Consider the following 16730-nt stretch of genomic DNA (forward strand, 5'->3'; position numbering starts at 1 on the left):
GGTCAGGCCGGTCAGGCCGGTCAGGCCGGTCAGGCCGGTCAGGCCGGTCAGGCCGGTCAGGCCGGGGAACGATCGTCAGCCCGCGATCAGCGTGCCGTTCTCCGCCCGCACCGGTACGGCGGGCAGCGGCTCGGTGGCGGGGCCGCGCAGGACCGCGCCGGTCTCCACGTCGAAGCGGCTGCCGTGGCAGGGGCAGTTGCCCTCGCCCTCGACGATCTTGTCCAGGACGCAGCCCGCGTGGGTGCACTGGGCGCTGAACGCCACGTAGCGGCCCTCCGCCGGGCAGCTCACGATCAGCTTCCGCTCCCGGTACAGCTTCGCGCCGCCCACCGGGACGTCGGCCGCGGCGCCGAGGTCCACCGGGGCCGTCGGCGTCGCGGGGGTGTTGCCCCCGCTGTTGGTCGCGGTCGAGCAGGCCGCGAGGGTCGGCCCGGCACCGGCTGCCCCGACGAGCGCGGCGGCGCCCTTCAGGACGGTGCGGCGGGCGGCGGGCAGCGGCGCGGGCATGCGGTTCTCCTGGTGGTGCGGGGCCGGAGGGTTCGTGGGGCCGGAGGGTTCGTGGGCGGTGCCCGGTGCGGCCGGGGACCCGGCCGGAGCGCCGGCCCACCCGACGATACCGGCGGCGATGGGATACCTTCCCCCGCGTGATCGTCGTCGGCGGAGAAGCCCTCATCGACCTGGTCCCCGCGGCGCAGCCGCCGGGCGCGCTGCTGCCGAGGCCGGGCGGCGGCCCGTACAACACCGCGCTCGCGCTGGGGCGGCTCGGCGCCGCGACCGCCTTCTGCTCCCGGGTGTCGACCGACGGCTTCGGCGAGGGCCTGCTGTCCGGGCTGCGGGCGGCCGGGGTGGACCTCTCGCTGGTGCAGCGGGGGCCGGAGCCGACCACCCTCGCCGTGCCCTCGCTGGCCCCCGACGGCTCGGCCTCGTACGGCTTCTACGTCGAAGGCACCGCGGACCGGCTGTTCGCCCTGCCGCCCGCCCTCCCGGACGGCGCACGGGCCCTCGCGCTCGGTACCTGTTCCCTGGTCCTGGAGCCCGGGGCGAGCGCGTACGAGGCCCTGCTGCGCCGGGAGTCGCGGCGGGGGCTGCTGACCCTGCTGGACCCCAACATCAGGCCGGCGCTGATCGCGGACCCGGCGGGGTACCGGGCGCGGTTCCGGGAGCGGCTGCTGCCGTACACCTCGGTGCTCAAGCTGTCGGAAGAGGACGCGGCCTGGCTGGGCGGCGGCGTCGGCGACTGGCTGGCGGCGGGGCCGTCGGCGGTGGTACTGACCAGGGGCGCGGCGGGCCTGACCGTCTGGACGCGGGCCGGCGCGGAGCACTCGGTCCCCGGGCGCCGGATCGCCGTCGCGGACACCATCGGGGCGGGTGACACCGTCAACGCGGCCCTGCTGCACCGCCTCGCGGGCGCTCCGGGCGCGGCCGCCTCCCTGGCCTCGGCGGCCTCTCCGGACCGCCCGGGGGATCGGGGCGACCCGGTCGACTGGCCGGACGTCCTGGCGTACGCCGCGCACGCGGCCGCCCTGACCTGTACCCGGGCGGGAGCCGAGCCGCCCTACGCGGCCGAGCTCTGACGCCTCAGCGCAGCGCGGCCCAGACGGTCCGGGCCACGGCGGGGGCGAACTCCTCGACCGGCGCGACCACGTCCGCACCTGAGAAGTGCAGGAAGAAGGCGCGCTGGAAGCAGGCGCCGAGCAGCAGGGCGGCCGCGGCGTCCGGGTCGGCGTCGGGCCGCAGCCATCCCGCGTCGCGCTCCCGCCGTAGCCGGCCGGCGAGTGCCTCCAGGACCAGGTGGGGCCCGGCACCGATCTGCCGCACCCCTTCGCGGTGCCGGCTGAGCAGGGCGGGCGCGGCGAAGAGCGAGGCGGCCATGGGCATGGCGTCGGCGTAGAAGAGCGAGGCGAGCCGGGCGATGTCCGCGAGCACCTCCTCGACCCCCGGCCCTCCGGACCCGGCGCGCAGGGCGTCCATCAGTGGGCCGGCGTTGGGCGTGCGCTCCATCAGCACCCGGACGAACAGCTCCTCCTTGTTCGCGAAGTGCTTGTACAGCGCCGCCTCCGAGCAGCCGGCCTCGCGGGCGATGGCCTTGGTGGTGGCGTTGGCGAGGCCGCTCGTGCGCATCAGCGTGTCGGCGGCGTCGAGCAGGCGCTCGGGGGTGGGGCGGCTTGACTTCGGGGTGAGCATGCGATCACCCTAAGCAGAAGCGGGGGTGAGTAAACACTCACCCACCTCTACTGGGGCGGGAGCCAGGCATGAGGATCACGGTGTTCGGAGCGACGGGCGGAGTCGGCCGGGAGGTGGTCGTCCAGGCCTTGACCGCGGGTCACGAGGTGACGGCGGTCGTCCGCGACGCGGCTCGGCTGGGGGTGCCGGCGCACGAGCGGCTGGAGGTGGCCGTGGTGCCCGACCTGACGGACGAGGACGCGCTGGTACCGGTCCTGGCCGGCCGGGACGCGGTGGTGTCGGCGCTCGGCGCGGGGAGCAACAGGCAGGCCAAGGCGGCGCCGGTGACCGGGCCCGCCGTACGGGCCGTCCTCGCGGCGATGGACCGCGCGGGCGTGAGCCGCCTCTCGGTGGTCAGCGCGGCCCCGCTGGGCCCGGACGCGCCGGGCGACGGCTTCTTCACCCGGGCGGTGCTCCTGCCGGTCCTGCGGCGGGCCCTGCGGGACCTGTACGCGGACCTGGCGGTCATGGAGGCGGCGGTCGCGGCCAGCCCCACCGAGTGGACGGTGGTCCGCCCGCCGCGGCTGCTGGACCGCCCCGGCACCGGCACGTACCGCCGCGTGATCGGCGGCAACGTCCCGGCCGGCCGCGTCATCCCCCGCGCGGACGTGGCCCACGCACTGCTGGCGACGCTGACGGACCCCGCGACTTCCCGCCGCCCCCTGGGCATCGCCACCTGACCCCGACCCCCCTCCACCCCGGGGCGCCCCCACCCCGGCGCCCCGGACGGCATCCTCGGGCGTGCCGGGCCGAACGGCACCGCTGGACGGCACGCGCCCCGACCCCTGCCGGGCGCCGGGCCCCAGCCTCTACGTGCACACGGCGGCTCCGCCCCCGGACGGCACTCCCCACGGACGCACGCCCGGCCGCCCGGCCGGACGACACCTTCCGGCAGGAACCCCCCGGCCGGCACCCGCCCGACGGCGCCCGTCCCTACCGGGCCCGCGCCACCGGACCCGGCGCCGACGGCGGAGGGGCCCGGCCGTCAGGCCGGGCCCCTCCGTTCGTGCACCACCGGGCCGCCCGAAGCGACCCGCGCGGCCGCTCAGGCCCGGCGCAGCGCCCCGGTCACGCCTTGCGCGCCCGCGTCGCCGTCTTCTTCGCCGGCACCGCCGCCTTCTTCACGGCCGCCTTCTTCGGCGGCACCGCGGCCTTCTTGGCGGCGGTCTTCCCCGCCGGGGCCTTCTTCACCGCCGCCCTCGCCGGAGGCGCCGCGGCGTCGGACACCCGGTCCGCCCCCAGGATGTCCCGCAGGAACTTGCCGGTGTGGCTCGCGCCCACCGAGGCGACCTGCTCCGGGGTTCCCTCGGCCACGACCACCCCGCCGCCGTAACCGCCTTCCGGGCCCATGTCGATGACCCAGTCCGCCGTCTTGATGACGTCGAGGTTGTGCTCGATGACGATCACCGAGTTCCCCTTGTCCACCAGCCCCGACAGCACCTTGATCAGTTTCGAGATGTCCTCGAAGTGCAGGCCCGTCGTCGGCTCGTCGAGCACGTACACCGTCCGGCCCGTCGACCGCTTCTGCAGCTCCGAGGCCAGCTTGACGCGCTGTGCCTCGCCGCCCGACAGGGTCGGCGCGGACTGGCCGAGCCGGACGTACCCGAGGCCGACCTCGTTCAGCGTCTTCAGGTGGCGCGCGATCGTCGGCACCGCCTCGAAGAAGCCCAGCGCCTCCTCGATCGGCATGTTGAGGACTTCCGCGATGGACTTGCCCTTGTAGTGGACCTCCAGCGTCTCCCGGTTGTACCGGTCGCCGTGGCAGACCTCACAGGGGACGTAGACGTCCGGGAGGAAGTTCATCTCGATCTTGATCGTGCCGTCGCCGGAGCAGTTCTCGCACCGGCCGCCCTTGACGTTGAAGGAGAAGCGGCCCGGCAGGTAGCCGCGCACCTTCGCCTCCATCGTCTCCGCGAACAGCCTGCGCACGTGGTCGAAGACGCCGGTGTACGTTGCCGGGTTGGACCGCGGGGTCCGGCCGATCGGCGACTGGTCGACGTGGACGACCTTGTCGACGAGGTCGTCGCCCTCGACCCGCGTGTGGCGTCCGGGCACCGAGCGTGCGCCGTTCAGCTCCCGGGCCAGATGCGTGTACAGGATGTCGTTGACCAGCGTCGACTTGCCCGATCCGGAGACGCCGGTGACCGCGGTGAGCACGCCCAGCGGGAAGGACACGTCGATGTCCCGCAGGTTGTTCTCCTTGGCGCCGTGGACGGTCAGCCTGCGCTCCCCGTTCACGGGTCGGCGCACGTCCGGCAGCGGGATGGCCCGCTTGCCGGACAGGTACTGCCCGGTGATCGACTCGGAGTTCTTCAGCAGGTCCTTCAGCGAACCGCTGTGCACCACCTTGCCGCCGTGCTCGCCCGCGCCCGGGCCGATGTCGACGACCCAGTCGGCGACCTTGATGGTGTCCTCGTCGTGCTCGACGACGATGAGCGTGTTGCCCATGTCGCGCAGCCGCACCAGCGTCTCGATCAGCCGGTGGTTGTCCCGCTGGTGCAGGCCGATCGAGGGCTCGTCCAGTACGTACAGCACGCCGACCAGACCGGAGCCGATCTGCGTGGCGAGCCGGATGCGCTGGGCCTCGCCGCCCGAGAGGGTGCCCGCGGCGCGGTTGAGCGACAGGTAGTCCAGGCCGACGTCCACGAGGAAGCGGAGCCGCTCGTTGACCTCCTTGAGGACCCGCTCGGCGATCTTCTTGTCGCGGGCGTCGAGCTTCATCCGGCCGAGGAAGTCCGCGCACTCGCTGATCGACATGGCCGCGACCTCGGCGATGGACTTCTCCATGACCGTGACCGCCAGGACGATCGGCTTGAGGCGCGTGCCGTCACAGGTCGGGCAGGGCACCTCGCGCATGTAGCCCTCGAAGCGCTCGCGGCTCGCGTCGCTCTCCGACTCCGAGTGCCGCCGCTTCACGAACGGCACGGCGCCCTCGAAGGCCGTCGTGTACGCCCGCTCCCGGCCGTACCGGTTGCGGTAGCGGACCTCGATCTGCGTCTTGTGCCCGTACAGCAGGGCCTTCTTCGCGCGCAGCGGGAGTCCGGCCCACGCGATGTCCGTGCGGAAGCCCAGCTCGGTGGCGAGCGCGCCGACCAGCCGCTGGAAGTAGTCCCTGGTGTGGCCGAGCGACCACGGCGAGACGGCACCCTCGTCGAGGGACTTGTCCTCGTCGGGGACGATCAGCTCCGGGTCCACCTCCATGCGCGTACCGATGCCGGTGCACTCGGGGCAGGCTCCGAAGGGCGAGTTGAAGGAGAAGGAGCGGGGCTCCAACTCCTCGAAGGACAGGTCGTCGTACGGGCAGTAGAGGTGCTCGGAGTACATCCGCTCGCGCTCGGGGTCGTCCTCGGCGAGGTCGACGAAGTCCAGGATGACCATGCCGCCGGAGAGGCCGAGGGCGGTCTCCACCGAGTCCGTCAGCCGGCGCTTGGCGCTGTCCTTGACGGTGAGGCGGTCGATGACCACCTCGATGGTGTGCTTCTCCTGCTTCTTGAGCACGGGCGGCTCCGAGAGCTGGATGGTCTCCCCGTCCACCCGCGCCCGGCTGTAGCCCTTGGTCTGGAGGTCGGCGAAGAGGTCGACGAACTCGCCCTTGCGCTCGCGCACCAGGGGCGAGAGCACCTGGAAGCGGCTGCCCTCGGGAAGGGCGAGCACCTTGTCGACGATCGCCTGCGGCGACTGGCGCGAGATCGGCCGCCGGCACTCGGGACAGTGCGGCTTGCCGATGCGCGCGAAGAGGAGCCGGAGGTAGTCGTAGACCTCGGTGATGGTGCCCACGGTGGAGCGCGGGTTGCGCGAGGTCGACTTCTGGTCGATCGAGACGGCCGGGGAGAGGCCCTCGATGAAGTCGACGTCGGGCTTGTCCATCTGCCCGAGGAACTGGCGGGCGTACGACGAGAGCGACTCGACGTAGCGGCGCTGACCCTCGGCGAAGATCGTGTCGAAGGCCAGGGAGGACTTGCCCGACCCGGAGAGTCCGGTGAAGACGATGAGCGAGTCGCGGGGCAGGTCGAGCGAGACATTCTTGAGGTTGTGCTCGCGAGCGCCACGAACGATGAGACGGTCGGTCACGCCGGTCCGCACCTTTCTTGAGAGAGCGGGGACGGGCCCCCGTCCCAGGGTATGGGGGGCGCCTCTGCGATGGAGTCGGGCTGGACTTCCGAGCGTATAGCACGCACATTCGATTTACGGCACTCCGGAGACCGCTTCACCCGATCGTGTGGCCGCGGGTCCGCGGCCACTAGGCTCGCCGTCATGACTGATCATGTGCACGACCTGCGATCCGTGCGTGAGGCGACGGACCGGCTGCTGACCGCCGTCGCCAAGCTGGACAACGCCGCCCTGGCCGAGGAGTCACACCTCCCCGGCTGGACCCGCGGTCACGTCCTCGCCCATCTCGCGCGGAACGCCGACGCCCTGGTGAACGTCCTGGAGGGACGCCCGATGTACGAGAGCGCCACCGCGCGCGACGCGGACATCGAGCGGGATTCCGGTCGGCTCCTGGAAGAACACCTGGCGGACCTCCGTGATTCCGGGGCCGCCTTCCTGGCCACCGCGGAGCCCGGGCAGGACTGGTCCCGCACGGTCGAACTGCGCAACGGTGTGACCGACGTCGCAGCCAACGTGCCCTTCCGCCGCCTCGTCGAGGTCGAGCTGCACCACGTCGACCTGGCCGTCGGGTACGAGCTCGCCGACCTCCCGGAGGAGTTCACCGACCGCGAGATCACCTTCCTCGCCGACCGATGGTCCGGCCGCCCCGAGGTGCCCCCCACGACGCTGGCCGCAGCCGGCGGACGCACCTGGCGCACCGGCTCCGCCGGCGATCCGGCGGTCACCGTGTCGGGCACCCCCGCCGCCCTCCTGGCCTGGCTGGCCGGGCGCGGGGACAAGGGCGCCTCGCTGACGACGGCGGGCGGGCCCCTGCCCGCGCTCCCCCCGCTCTAGGATTGCCGTCATGACGTACAGCGGAGCGGTCAAGGTCGGCGGTCCTGCCGACGTGCACGAACTCGCGGACCTGATGATTTCCAAGGTTGCGGTGGGCGAGATGAACAACAACGCCTACCTGCTGCGCTGCCGGGCCACCGGCGAGCAGCTCCTGATCGACGCGGCCGCCGAGGCGGACACGCTGCTCAGCCTGATCGGCGACGACGGCATCGCGTCCGTCGTCACCACCCACCGCCACGGCGACCACTGGGGCGCGCTCCAGGCGGTCGTCGCGGCGACCGGTGCGCGGACGTACGCGGGCGAGGACGACGCCGAGGGCATCCCGGTGGCGACCGACGTGCGCGTCGCGGACGGCGACACCGTGCGCGTCGGCCGGGTGGGGCTCACGGCGCGCCACCTCGTCGGCCACACGCCGGGCTCGATCGCGCTGGTCTACGACGACCCGCACGGGCACCCCCACGTGTTCACCGGCGATTGCCTCTTCCCGGGCGGCGTCGGCAACACCGGGGGCGACGCGAAGGCCTTCGCGCGCCTCATCGACGACGTCCAGCACAAGCTCTTCGAGCAGCTGCCGGACGAGGCGTGGGTCTACCCGGGGCACGGCAACGACACCACGATCGGCGCCGAGCGGCCGCACCTCGCCGCATGGCGCGAGCGCGGCTGGTAGGCCGGATTCCGTCAACTTCGGTACGCGATCGACTCGTTCCGGTCGCGCCTGACCGAAAGCACTCCCTGGGGGACGGGGAGGCGGTATCTGCTGCACCATGCAACAGGACCCTTCCCCGCCCTCGCCCCCCGCCTCCACCGCGCGGCCCACCCAGGCCGCGCCGGCTCCCGGGGCCCCACCGCCACCCGGCACCGGACGCTTCAGACGCGCCGGACGCCGGCCCGGCATGCTGCGGCTCGCCACGGCCTCACTGGCCGGAACCGCCATCGAGTTCTACGACTTCTTCGTCTACGGGACGGCCGCCGCCCTCGTCCTGGGCCCGCTCTTCTTCCCGTCCTTCTCGCCCCTCGCCGGGACCCTCGCCGCCTTCGGCACCTTCGGCGTCGGCTTCCTCGCCCGACCGCTGGGATCGGCGGTCTTCGGCCACATCGGCGACCGCTACGGCAGGCGCCCGGTGCTCCTGGGCTCCCTGCTGCTCACCGGCGTCGCCACGGTCGCCGTCGGCTGCGTGCCGGCGTACGACTCGATCGGCATCGCCGCGCCCCTCCTGCTGCTCGTGCTCCGCTTCCTCCAGGGCCTCGGGCTCGGCGGCGAGTGGGGCGGCGCGGTGCTGCTGACCGCCGAACACTCCCCCGAGCGGCGGCGCGGCCTGTGGTCGAGCTTCCCCCAGATCGGGCCCTCGGTCGGCTTCCTGCTGGCCAACGGCATCATCCTGGCGCTGTCGGCCACCCTGACCGACGCCCAGTTCACGTCCTGGGGCTGGCGGGTGCCGTTCTGGGCCGCCGGAGTGCTGGCGCTGGCCGGGCTGTGGCTGCGCCGCGCGGTGGAGGAGACTCCCGAGTTCCTCGCCATGGCCGAAACCGGCCGCCGGGCGCAGGCCCCGCTCGCCGAGGTCGTGCGCGGGCACTGGCGGCTGCTCCTGCTGACGGGCGGTGCGCTCGCCGCGGCGTACGCCGTCTTCTACGCGGTGACCACCTGGTCCCTCGCGTACGCCACCGAGCACCTCGACGTGGGCCGCACGACGATGCTGGCCTGCATCATGGCCGCCGTGACGCTGAAGGGGCTGGCGACGCCGGTGCTGGGCATGCTGGGCGACCGCTACGGCCGCAGGCCGCTGTGCCTGATCGGCTGCACGGTCTGCGTGGTGTGGATGTTCCCGCTGGTGGCGCTGTTGCGCACGGGTGACCCGCTGCTGATGACGGTGGGCTTCGCCGTGGGCCTGCTGGGCATGGTGACGATGTTCTCGGTGGCGGGCGCGTACCTCCCGGAGCTGTACGCGCCGCGGATCCGCTGCACCGGCGCGGCCGTCGGCTACAACCTCGGCGGCGTGCTGGGCGGCGCCCTGACGCCGATAGTGGCGACGGCGCTCGCGGGCGGCTCCGGACCTCCCTGGGCGGTCGCGGTCTACCTGACCGGCGTGGCCCTGGTCAGCCTGGTCTGCTTCGCGCTCCTGCCGGAGACGAACCCGGTGGTGCTGCGGACCCGGACGGGGACAGCCGAAGCGGCCGCCCCCGCATAGGCCTGCGGGAAGACGGCCGCCGAACTCCGTGCGTCCGCCGTTACGCGTCGACGCTCCTGTCCTCCTGGTGGGCGGCGGCCTCGGCCGCCGCCTGCTTCTTCGAGGCGATCAGACTGGTGATCGTGGTGATGACCAGGACACCGCAGATCACGCCGAGCGAGACCGGGATGGAGATCACCGGTACGTGCACCCCGGACTCGTGCAGGGCGTGCAGCACCAGCTTGACGCCGATGAACCCGAGGATGATCGACAGGCCGTAGCTCAGGTGGACCAGCTTCTTCAGCAGGCCGCCGATGAGGAAGTACAGCTGGCGCAGGCCCATGAGGGCGAAGGCGTTGGCGGTGAAGACGATGTACGGGTCCTGGGTGAGGCCGAAGATCGCGGGGATCGAGTCCAGGGCGAACAGCACGTCGGTGGTGCCGATGGCGAGCATGACGACCATGAGCGGGGTCAGGACGCGCTTGCCGTTGCTCTGGATGAAGAGCTTGGTGCCGTGGTACCGGTCGGCGACGCCGAACTTCTTCTCGACGGACTTGAGGAGGCGGTTCTCCTCGAACTCCTCGTCGTCCTCGTCCTTGCGGGCCTCCTGGATCAGCTTCCACGCGGTGTAGATCAGGAACGCGCCGAAGATGTAGAAGACCCACGAGAAGCTGGCGATGATCGCGGCGCCCGCGGCGATGAAGATGGCGCGCAGGACCAGGGCGATCAGCACGCCGATGAGCAGCACCCGCTGCTGGAGGTGTGAGGGGACCGCGAACTTCGCCATGATCAGGACGAAGACGAACAGGTTGTCGACGCTCAGGGACTTCTCGGTGATGAAGCCCGCGAAGAACTCCTGGGACGCCTGTCCGTTGCCGAAGAACCACAGGCCGAGGCCGAAGATCACGGCGAGGACGATCCAGACGACCGTCCAGATGCCGGCTTCCTTGATGGATACGTCGTGCGGTTTGCGGCCGATGAAGAAATCGGCTCCGATGAGAACGGACAGACCGAGAATGGTCAGTGCCCACAGGGCCCAGGAAACTTCCATGGTGAACGCGCCTCCGGCGGATGGCTCAGGACTTCGTCAGCGTCATCGCTGCCGGAGGTCTCTTCCACCCGGGCGGCCTGGAGGCCGTGGGCCGACGCCCCGGGACCGATTGCAGTCCGTATTGACGGGCACGCCGTAGCAGGAAAGCAGGAATACTCCCCTCCGCGCTCACCAGGGTACCCGCCCGGGCCTGGAAAGGTAAAGGGACTACCAAGAATCGGTCATGGGGCGGTCTAGGCGGCGGCCGCCGCGGGTCGTCCCCGCTCAGGGACGGCCGCCGCGGCGGGCCTCCGCGATCAGCCTCAGTGCCTGGTCGAGTACCTGGCTGCCCTGCGGGGGCAGGTCCGCCTCGAAGGTCCAGGCGTGTCGTACCCAGGGGTCGGCGAGGTGGTCGTCCGGCACCGGGGACAGCCGCATCAGCGACCGCCACAGCGGATCCAGCAGCGGCCCGTAGGCCGAGGCCTCGTCACGGTCCGCGACCATCAGCAGGTGCACGCCGACCGCCGGCCCCTCGTCGGCGAGGTAGCGCAGACGGGTGACCGCACGGTCGTCGAACCCGTGCGGGAAGTCGTGCACGATCAGGAGCTGATCGGCGGTGTCCACGTCCGCGGGCAGGTCTTCGGGGGCACCGGCCCGCAGCGCCATCTGTACGAGGTCCACGCGCCGGGTCAGCGCGGCCAGGGTCTGCGTGACCCCGGCGGCCCCGGCCGCGGGCGGTCCGGCCAGCACGCCGGCCCGGACGAGGGGCGCCAACGAGGCGGCACCCGCCCCGGCCGCGTCGATGACGTGGACGGAGAACCGGTCGCCGGGGTGGACGGCGAGCAGCCGCGCCGCGAGGGCGACGGCCATGTCCATGGCGGCCCGGCGCAACCGGTCGGTGTCCATGGCCATCGCGGCCTCGGAGCCGGTGCGGCCGTTGTCGATCCACAGTCCGCGTTCCAGGGGGACCCGGGCCAGCATGGGGATGCGCAGGTCGGGCCGCTCGGGGAGGTGCAGCTCGCCCAGGCGCAGGGCCAGCGGGTTCTCCTCGGGGATGCGGTGGCCGTGCCAGACGGGGTTGTCCCAGCGGGCGTACGCGGCGGGCAGCGCGGGCTCGACGACCTCGCATTCGGCGACCAGCTGGACGAGGTCACGGTCGAGCACGGCCCGGGCCTGGGCGACGAGGTCGTCGCGGCGGGCCCGCGCGGTGTCCCGGGCGGAGTTGCCGGAGCCGCCGAGGCGGTGGCGCGGGTCGGACAGGGCGTCGTCGAGCTCGCGGTCCATCCGGGAATCGGCGAATTCCACGGCGCTGCGGTAGGCGGCGACGGAGCGGGCCAGGTCCTCGAACATGCCCCACACCTGGTTGTACAGCCGCTCCTCCATGGACCAGCCGCCGGCGTCCCCCGCCACGGGCCGCGGGGGCTGGCCGGGCTCGGCCGGCGCGGCGGCCCGAGGGGCCGGCTCGGGCGGCTCGGTGCTGCTCGGGCGGCGGCGCGGGTGCACGTAGCTGAGGGTGCCGCCGCCGATCGTCGGCGGTGCGGCGTCACCGGCGGGCGCGGGGCCCGGCATACCGGCGTACGGGGTCGGGGGGACGGGGAGCGGGTCCGGCGGCTCGGGGGCGGCCGCGGGGGCCTCGTCGGGGGTCCGCGGGGCACGGATGTCGCCGACGAGGGTCGGCATGGTGGCGAGCGCGGCGTCACTCCCGCCGCTCCGCGAGACCGTCCGCAGCGCGGCGGCGGCCAGCTCGGCGGCCTCCTGCGCCGGGAGCCCGCCGTCGGCCAGCAGGGCGCGCAGGCCCTCGGCGTACCCCTGGCCGACCGCGCGGACCTTCCAGGCGCCGTGGCGCCGGTAGAGCTCCAGCGCCACCACGGCGGTCTCTCCGTCGAGCCCCGTCAGGGTGTACCCCACGAGCTCGGCGCCCTCCGGGTCGGCCACGGCCACGTAGGAGGCCGGTACCGCGCCGAAGCGCGCCGGCCCGCCGGGCGGCAGCACCAGCACCACGCCGACCGTGTGGACGGCCGCGGGAACGGCGTCGAGGTCGACGGGGAAGGCGTGCCGCTCGGCGGACTCCTCCGGTGAGCGGACACCGGGGAGGGTCGGGGCGCCCGGGTGCGCCAGTGCCTCGGGGCCGGAGAAACGGCCCCCTTCGTCGGCGAGCGAGGCCAGGGCGAGCACGGCTGTGCCCGCCGAGACCCTGATCTCCACCCGGCTGTGGGACACGGGGTGGTTCTGCCCCCGGACCAGTTCGGCCGTCATCGTGCAGCCCCTCCCCCGTGCCTTCTTCTCTTGTCCGGTCGTGCTACAGGTGCGGCAGGATCGACGGCATGAGGTCCTGGAAGGTGCGGCCGTTGGCCGGGTTCCCGAGGGCCGTCATCTGCCAGCCGGTGCCGACGCGGGACACCTTCGCCATGATCTGCGCGGTGTACTGGCCACCGCCGTCGAGGGTGTACCGCGCCATCTCCTGGCCGTTGGTCTCGTCGACGATGCGGCAGAACGCGTTCTGCACCTCCTGGAAGGTCTGACCGGTGAACGAGTTCACCGTGAAGACGATCTGGTCGATGTGCACCGGCACGCGCTGCAGGTCGACGAGGATCGACTCGTCGTCCCCGCCCTGGCCGGCGCCGCCGACGAGGTTGTCGCCGGTGTGCCGGACCGAGCCGTCGTCGCTCTGCAGGTGCCGGAAGAAGACGACGTCCACCGGCTGCTTGTCGGCGAAGAGCACCGCCGACGCGTCCAGGTCGATCTCCCGGGTCCGCGAACCGAACAGCCCGCGGCGCTTCGCCGCCTGCCAGCCGAGGCCCATCCGGACCGCGGTCAGCGTGCCCCCGTCCGCCTTCTGCAGATTGATGGCCTGACCCTTGGTCATGTTGACCGTCACTCGCTGTCCCCTCTCCATGGCCCGCCCCGACATCGGGCGTGCAACGTGTACCCGCGGCTGTGCACCAACCCTACTGACAGGGTCCGGGTCAGGCGAGGCCCGCTTCCTTCATCTGCCTCAGCTCCTTCTTCAGCTCGCCCACTTCGTCGCGGATCCGGGCGGCCACCTCGAATTGCAGCTCGGCCGCGGCACCGCGCATCCGCTCGGTCATCTGCTCGATGAGCGCGGCCAGTTCGGCGGCCGGGCGGTCGGTGGGCACCGCGCCGGAGCGGGCCCCCCTGGCGCCCTTCGCCCCCTTGCCCGCCGCGGCCCGGTCCGCCTTGCCGCCGAGCGCCGGAACCGGCGCCTTGGCGCCCTTGACGTCCTTGGCCTGGCGGTATCCGGTGCCGAGGAGCTCCTCGGTGTCCAGTTCCTCGCGGGCGATGGTGGCGACGATGTCGTTGATCTTCTTGCGCAGCGGCTGCGGGTCGATGCCGTGGGCCGTGTTGTAGGCGATCTGCTTCTCGCGGCGCCGGTTCGTCTCGTCGATCGCCTGCGCCATCGCCGGGGTGATGCTGTCGGCGTACATGTGGACCTGGCCGGACACGTTGCGCGCCGCGCGACCGATGGTCTGGATCAGTGAGGTGCCGGAGCGCAGGAATCCCTGCTTGTCCGCGTCGAGGATCGCCACCAGGGAGACCTCCGGCAGGTCCAGGCCCTCGCGGAGGAGGTTGATGCCGACCAGGACGTCGTACTCGCCGGCCCGCAGCTCGCGCAGCAGCTCGATGCGACGCAGGGTGTCCACGTCGCTGTGCAGGTAGCGGACCTGGATGCCGAGCTCGAGGAAGTAGTCGGTGAGGTCCTCCGCCATCTTCTTGGTGAGGGTGGTCACCAGGACCCGTTCGTCCTTCTCGACCCGCTGGCGGATCTCGTGCACCAGGTCGTCGATCTGGCCCTCGGTGGGCTTGACGACGACCTCCGGGTCGATGAGGCCGGTGGGGCGGATGATCTGCTCGACGAATCCGTCGCCCCGGGAGAGCTCGTACTTGCCGGGCGTGGCCGACAGGTAGACGGTCTGGCCGATGCGCTCCTGGAACTCCTCCCACTTCAGCGGACGGTTGTCGAGCGCGGAGGGCAGCCGGAACCCGTGGTCGACCAGGGTCCGCTTGCGCGAGGCGTCGCCCTCGTACATCGCGCCGATCTGGGGGACGGTGACGTGCGACTCGTCGATGACGAGGAGGAAGTCCTCGGGGAAGTAGTCGATGAGGGTGTTGGGCGCGGAGCCGCGCTCGCGGTCGTCCATGTGCAGCGAGTAGTTCTCGATGCCGGAGCAGGACCCGATCTGGCGCATCATCTCGAGGTCGTAGGTGGTGCGCATGCGCAGCCGCTGGGCCTCCAGCATCTTGCCCTGCTGCTCCAGCTCGGCGAGGCGCGCGGTCAGCTCGGCCTCGATGCCGCGGACCGCCTTCTCCATGCGCTCGGGGCCGGCGACGTAGTGGCTGGCGGGGAAGACGTACAGCTCCCGGTCCTCGCTGATGACCTCGCCGGTCAGCGGGTGGAGGGTGGACAGGGCCTCGATCTCGTCGCCGAACATTTCGATCCGGACGGCCAGTTCCTCGTAGACCGGGAAGATCTCGATGGTGTCGCCGCGCACCCGGAAGGTGCCGCGGGTGAACGCCACGTCGTTGCGCGTGTACTGGATGTCGACGAAGCGGCGCAGCAGCTGGTCGCGGTCGAACTCCTCCCCCACCTTGAGGGGGACCATCCGGTCGACGTACTCCTGCGGGGTGCCGAGGCCGTAGATGCAGGACACGGAGGCGACGACGATGACGTCGCGCCGGGTGAGGAGGGAGTTCGTCGCGGAGTGGCGCAGCCGCTCCACCTCCTCGTTGATCGAGGAGTCCTTCTCGATGTAGGTGTCCGACTGCGGTACGTAGGCCTCGGGCTGGTAGTAGTCGTAGTACGAGACGAAGTACTCGACGGCGTTGTTCGGCAGGAGCTCGCGGAACTCGTTCGCCAGCTGGGCGGCGAGGGTCTTGTTCGGCGCCATGACCAGGGTGGGGCGCTGGAGCTTCTCGATCATCCACGCGGTGGTCGCCGACTTGCCGGTGCCGGTCGCGCCCAGCAGGACGACGTCCTTCTCACCCGCGCGGACGCGCTTCTCCAGCTCGGCGATGGCCGCCGGCTGGTCGCCGCTGGGCTGGTAGGAGCTGACGACCTCGAAAGGCGCCACCGTGCGTTCGATCTTCGATACGGGCCGCATGGGTCAACCGTACGACCCGCCACTGACACTCACGCAAAAGCGCGGGTCCGCGGCCTCCGGCGGGTCCCGCCGGCCTGCACGGGTCTGCGGGGTTCTGGTCCGTTTGTCGTAGTTCGGTGGCGGCCCGGTGATCTTCGCCGCCATGATCGCCGTGGAAGAGATCTCCGAGAAGTGCCGCCGCAACGTCTTGCGCTCCGCGCCCGTTTGAGCCAGGAGCAGGGTTCACGACCCGAGGAGAACGCACATGTACGTCGTCCGACCCGCCGCCGCGGCAGCCGCCGCCTTCCTGGGCCTCGCCCTCACCGTGCTCGGCGGGACACCCTCCTCCGCAGCCCCTCCCTCCCTCCCGCCCCGCCCGTCGGCTCCCGGAACCGCCGCCGACGTCTTCGCGACCCCCGTGGTGTACGCCCACCGGGGGGCTTCGGCGTACGCGCCGGAGAACACCCTCGGCGCCGTCGACCTGGCCCGGCACCTGGGCTTCGACTGGGTCGAGAACGACGTGCAGCGCACCGGTGACGGCGAGCTGGTGGTGATCCACGACGACACCCTGGCCCGCACCACCGACGTCGAGGAGGTGTTCCCCGACCGCAAGCCGTGGCGGGTGAGGGACTTCACCGCGGCGGAGATCTCCCGGCTGGACGCGGGCAGCTGGTTCGGCGACGAGTTCGCGGGCGCCCGGGTGCCGACCCTGCGGCAGTACCTCGACCGGGTGCGGCGCAACGGGCAGCGGCTGCTGCTGGAGATCAAGAAGCCGGAGCTCTACCCGGGGATCGAGGCGGAGACGCTGAAGGTGCTGGGCGCGGCCGGCTGGCTCGACGAGCGCCACGTGTCGCAGCGCCTGGTGGTGCAGAGCTTCAGCACCGACAGCGTCCGCACGGTGCACGAGCTGCGGCCGGACCTCGTCACGGCGTTCCTGGGGACGCCCTCGGTGGCGGACCTGCCGCTGTACGCGAAGTTCACCGACCGGATCAACCCGTGGCACACCACGATCTCAGAGGACTGGGTCACGGCGGTGCACGGCCTGCTGGGCGCCCACGGCCGGTCGATGGAGGTGGACACCTGGATCGTGGACGACGCGGCGACGGCCCGGAAGGTGCGGGACATGGGGGTGGACGGGATCATCACCAACGCGCCGGACGTGGTCCGGGACGCGGTCGACGTCTTCTGACGCCGCCGGGCGGGGCCCGGGCCCCGGGCCCCGGGCCGGTCTGTCGGAGGCGCGACGTACGGTGAACGCGTGGACAGCAC

At 72.3% G+C, this 16730-nt stretch carries 13 protein-coding genes; 6 read left to right on the forward strand and 7 right to left on the reverse strand.

The features are described 5' to 3' along the window. Positions 1 to 75: 75 nt before the first annotated feature. Positions 76 to 507: a Rieske (2Fe-2S) protein gene (locus tag ACFWW8_RS00535; protein ID WP_386521641.1), complete on the reverse strand. Its 432-nt coding sequence runs from the start codon at positions 505 to 507 to the stop codon at positions 76 to 78. Positions 508 to 644: 137 nt separating this feature from the next. Between ACFWW8_RS00535 and ACFWW8_RS00540 the strand changes: the two genes are divergently transcribed. Continuing rightward, a complete protein-coding gene (locus ACFWW8_RS00540; RefSeq protein WP_386521643.1) occupies positions 645 to 1574 on the forward strand; it encodes a carbohydrate kinase in 930 nt (309 codons plus the stop codon). 4 nt (positions 1575 to 1578) lie between these two features. Here ACFWW8_RS00540 and ACFWW8_RS00545 read toward each other — a convergent pair whose 3' ends face one another. Continuing rightward, complete coding sequence (locus ACFWW8_RS00545) at positions 1579 to 2184, reverse strand: TetR/AcrR family transcriptional regulator (protein ID WP_386521645.1); 606 nt, start codon at positions 2182 to 2184, stop codon at positions 1579 to 1581. 68 nt (positions 2185 to 2252) lie between these two features. Between ACFWW8_RS00545 and ACFWW8_RS00550 the strand changes: the two genes are divergently transcribed. Continuing rightward, a complete protein-coding gene (locus ACFWW8_RS00550; protein WP_386521648.1) occupies positions 2253 to 2903 on the forward strand; it encodes an NAD(P)-dependent oxidoreductase in 651 nt (216 codons plus the stop codon). Between the two features lie 388 nt (positions 2904 to 3291). Here the strand turns inward: ACFWW8_RS00550 and uvrA are convergent, their stop codons facing one another. Continuing rightward, complete coding sequence (gene uvrA, locus ACFWW8_RS00555) at positions 3292 to 6294, reverse strand: excinuclease ABC subunit UvrA (RefSeq protein WP_386521651.1); 3003 nt, start codon at positions 6292 to 6294, stop codon at positions 3292 to 3294. 183 nt (positions 6295 to 6477) lie between these two features. Here uvrA and ACFWW8_RS00560 point away from each other — a divergent pair, with 183 nt between their 5' ends. The 3 genes from ACFWW8_RS00560 (at position 6478) to ACFWW8_RS00570 (ending at position 9353) form a co-directional block, all read left to right on the forward strand. Beyond that, entirely contained in the window at positions 6478 to 7167 is a 690-nt protein-coding gene (locus tag ACFWW8_RS00560) for a maleylpyruvate isomerase family mycothiol-dependent enzyme (RefSeq protein ID WP_386521654.1), read from the forward strand. Positions 7168 to 7177: 10 nt separating this feature from the next. Continuing rightward, positions 7178 to 7834, forward strand: a complete 657-nt coding sequence (locus tag ACFWW8_RS00565; protein WP_386521656.1) for an MBL fold metallo-hydrolase — start codon at positions 7178 to 7180, stop codon at positions 7832 to 7834. 226 nt (positions 7835 to 8060) lie between these two features. Then, on the forward strand, positions 8061 to 9353 hold the full coding sequence (locus ACFWW8_RS00570) for an MFS transporter (protein WP_386521659.1): 1293 nt from the start codon (positions 8061 to 8063) through the stop codon (positions 9351 to 9353). 40 nt (positions 9354 to 9393) lie between these two features. Here the strand turns inward: ACFWW8_RS00570 and ACFWW8_RS00575 are convergent, their stop codons facing one another. From ACFWW8_RS00575 to uvrB, 4 genes are all read right to left on the reverse strand, one after another. Next, positions 9394 to 10383 carry a TerC family protein gene (locus ACFWW8_RS00575; RefSeq protein WP_386521662.1) on the reverse strand — a complete coding sequence of 330 codons (990 nt, stop codon included), beginning with the start codon at positions 10381 to 10383 and terminating at the stop codon, positions 9394 to 9396. A 264-nt stretch (positions 10384 to 10647) separates the two neighbouring features. After that, on the reverse strand, positions 10648 to 12618 hold the full coding sequence (locus ACFWW8_RS00580) for a TerD family protein (RefSeq protein WP_386521665.1): 1971 nt from the start codon (positions 12616 to 12618) through the stop codon (positions 10648 to 10650). Between the two features lie 43 nt (positions 12619 to 12661). Beyond that, a complete protein-coding gene (locus tag ACFWW8_RS00585) occupies positions 12662 to 13240 on the reverse strand; it encodes a TerD family protein (RefSeq protein WP_383915184.1) in 579 nt (192 codons plus the stop codon). An 88-nt stretch (positions 13241 to 13328) separates the two neighbouring features. Beyond that, the gene (uvrB, locus tag ACFWW8_RS00590) at positions 13329 to 15482 is read right to left on the reverse strand and encodes an excinuclease ABC subunit UvrB (protein ID WP_386521668.1); all 2154 of its coding nucleotides are present in this window, start codon (positions 15480 to 15482) and stop codon (positions 13329 to 13331) included. A 244-nt stretch (positions 15483 to 15726) separates the two neighbouring features. Between uvrB and ACFWW8_RS00595 the strand changes: the two genes are divergently transcribed. Continuing rightward, a complete protein-coding gene (locus tag ACFWW8_RS00595; RefSeq protein WP_386521671.1) occupies positions 15727 to 16650 on the forward strand; it encodes a glycerophosphodiester phosphodiesterase in 924 nt (307 codons plus the stop codon). Positions 16651 to 16730 lie beyond the last annotated feature (80 nt).

Source organism: Streptomyces sp. NPDC058701, assembly GCF_042715295.1.
In the GTDB taxonomy this organism is placed as follows: Bacteria; Actinomycetota; Actinomycetes; order Streptomycetales; family Streptomycetaceae; genus Streptomyces.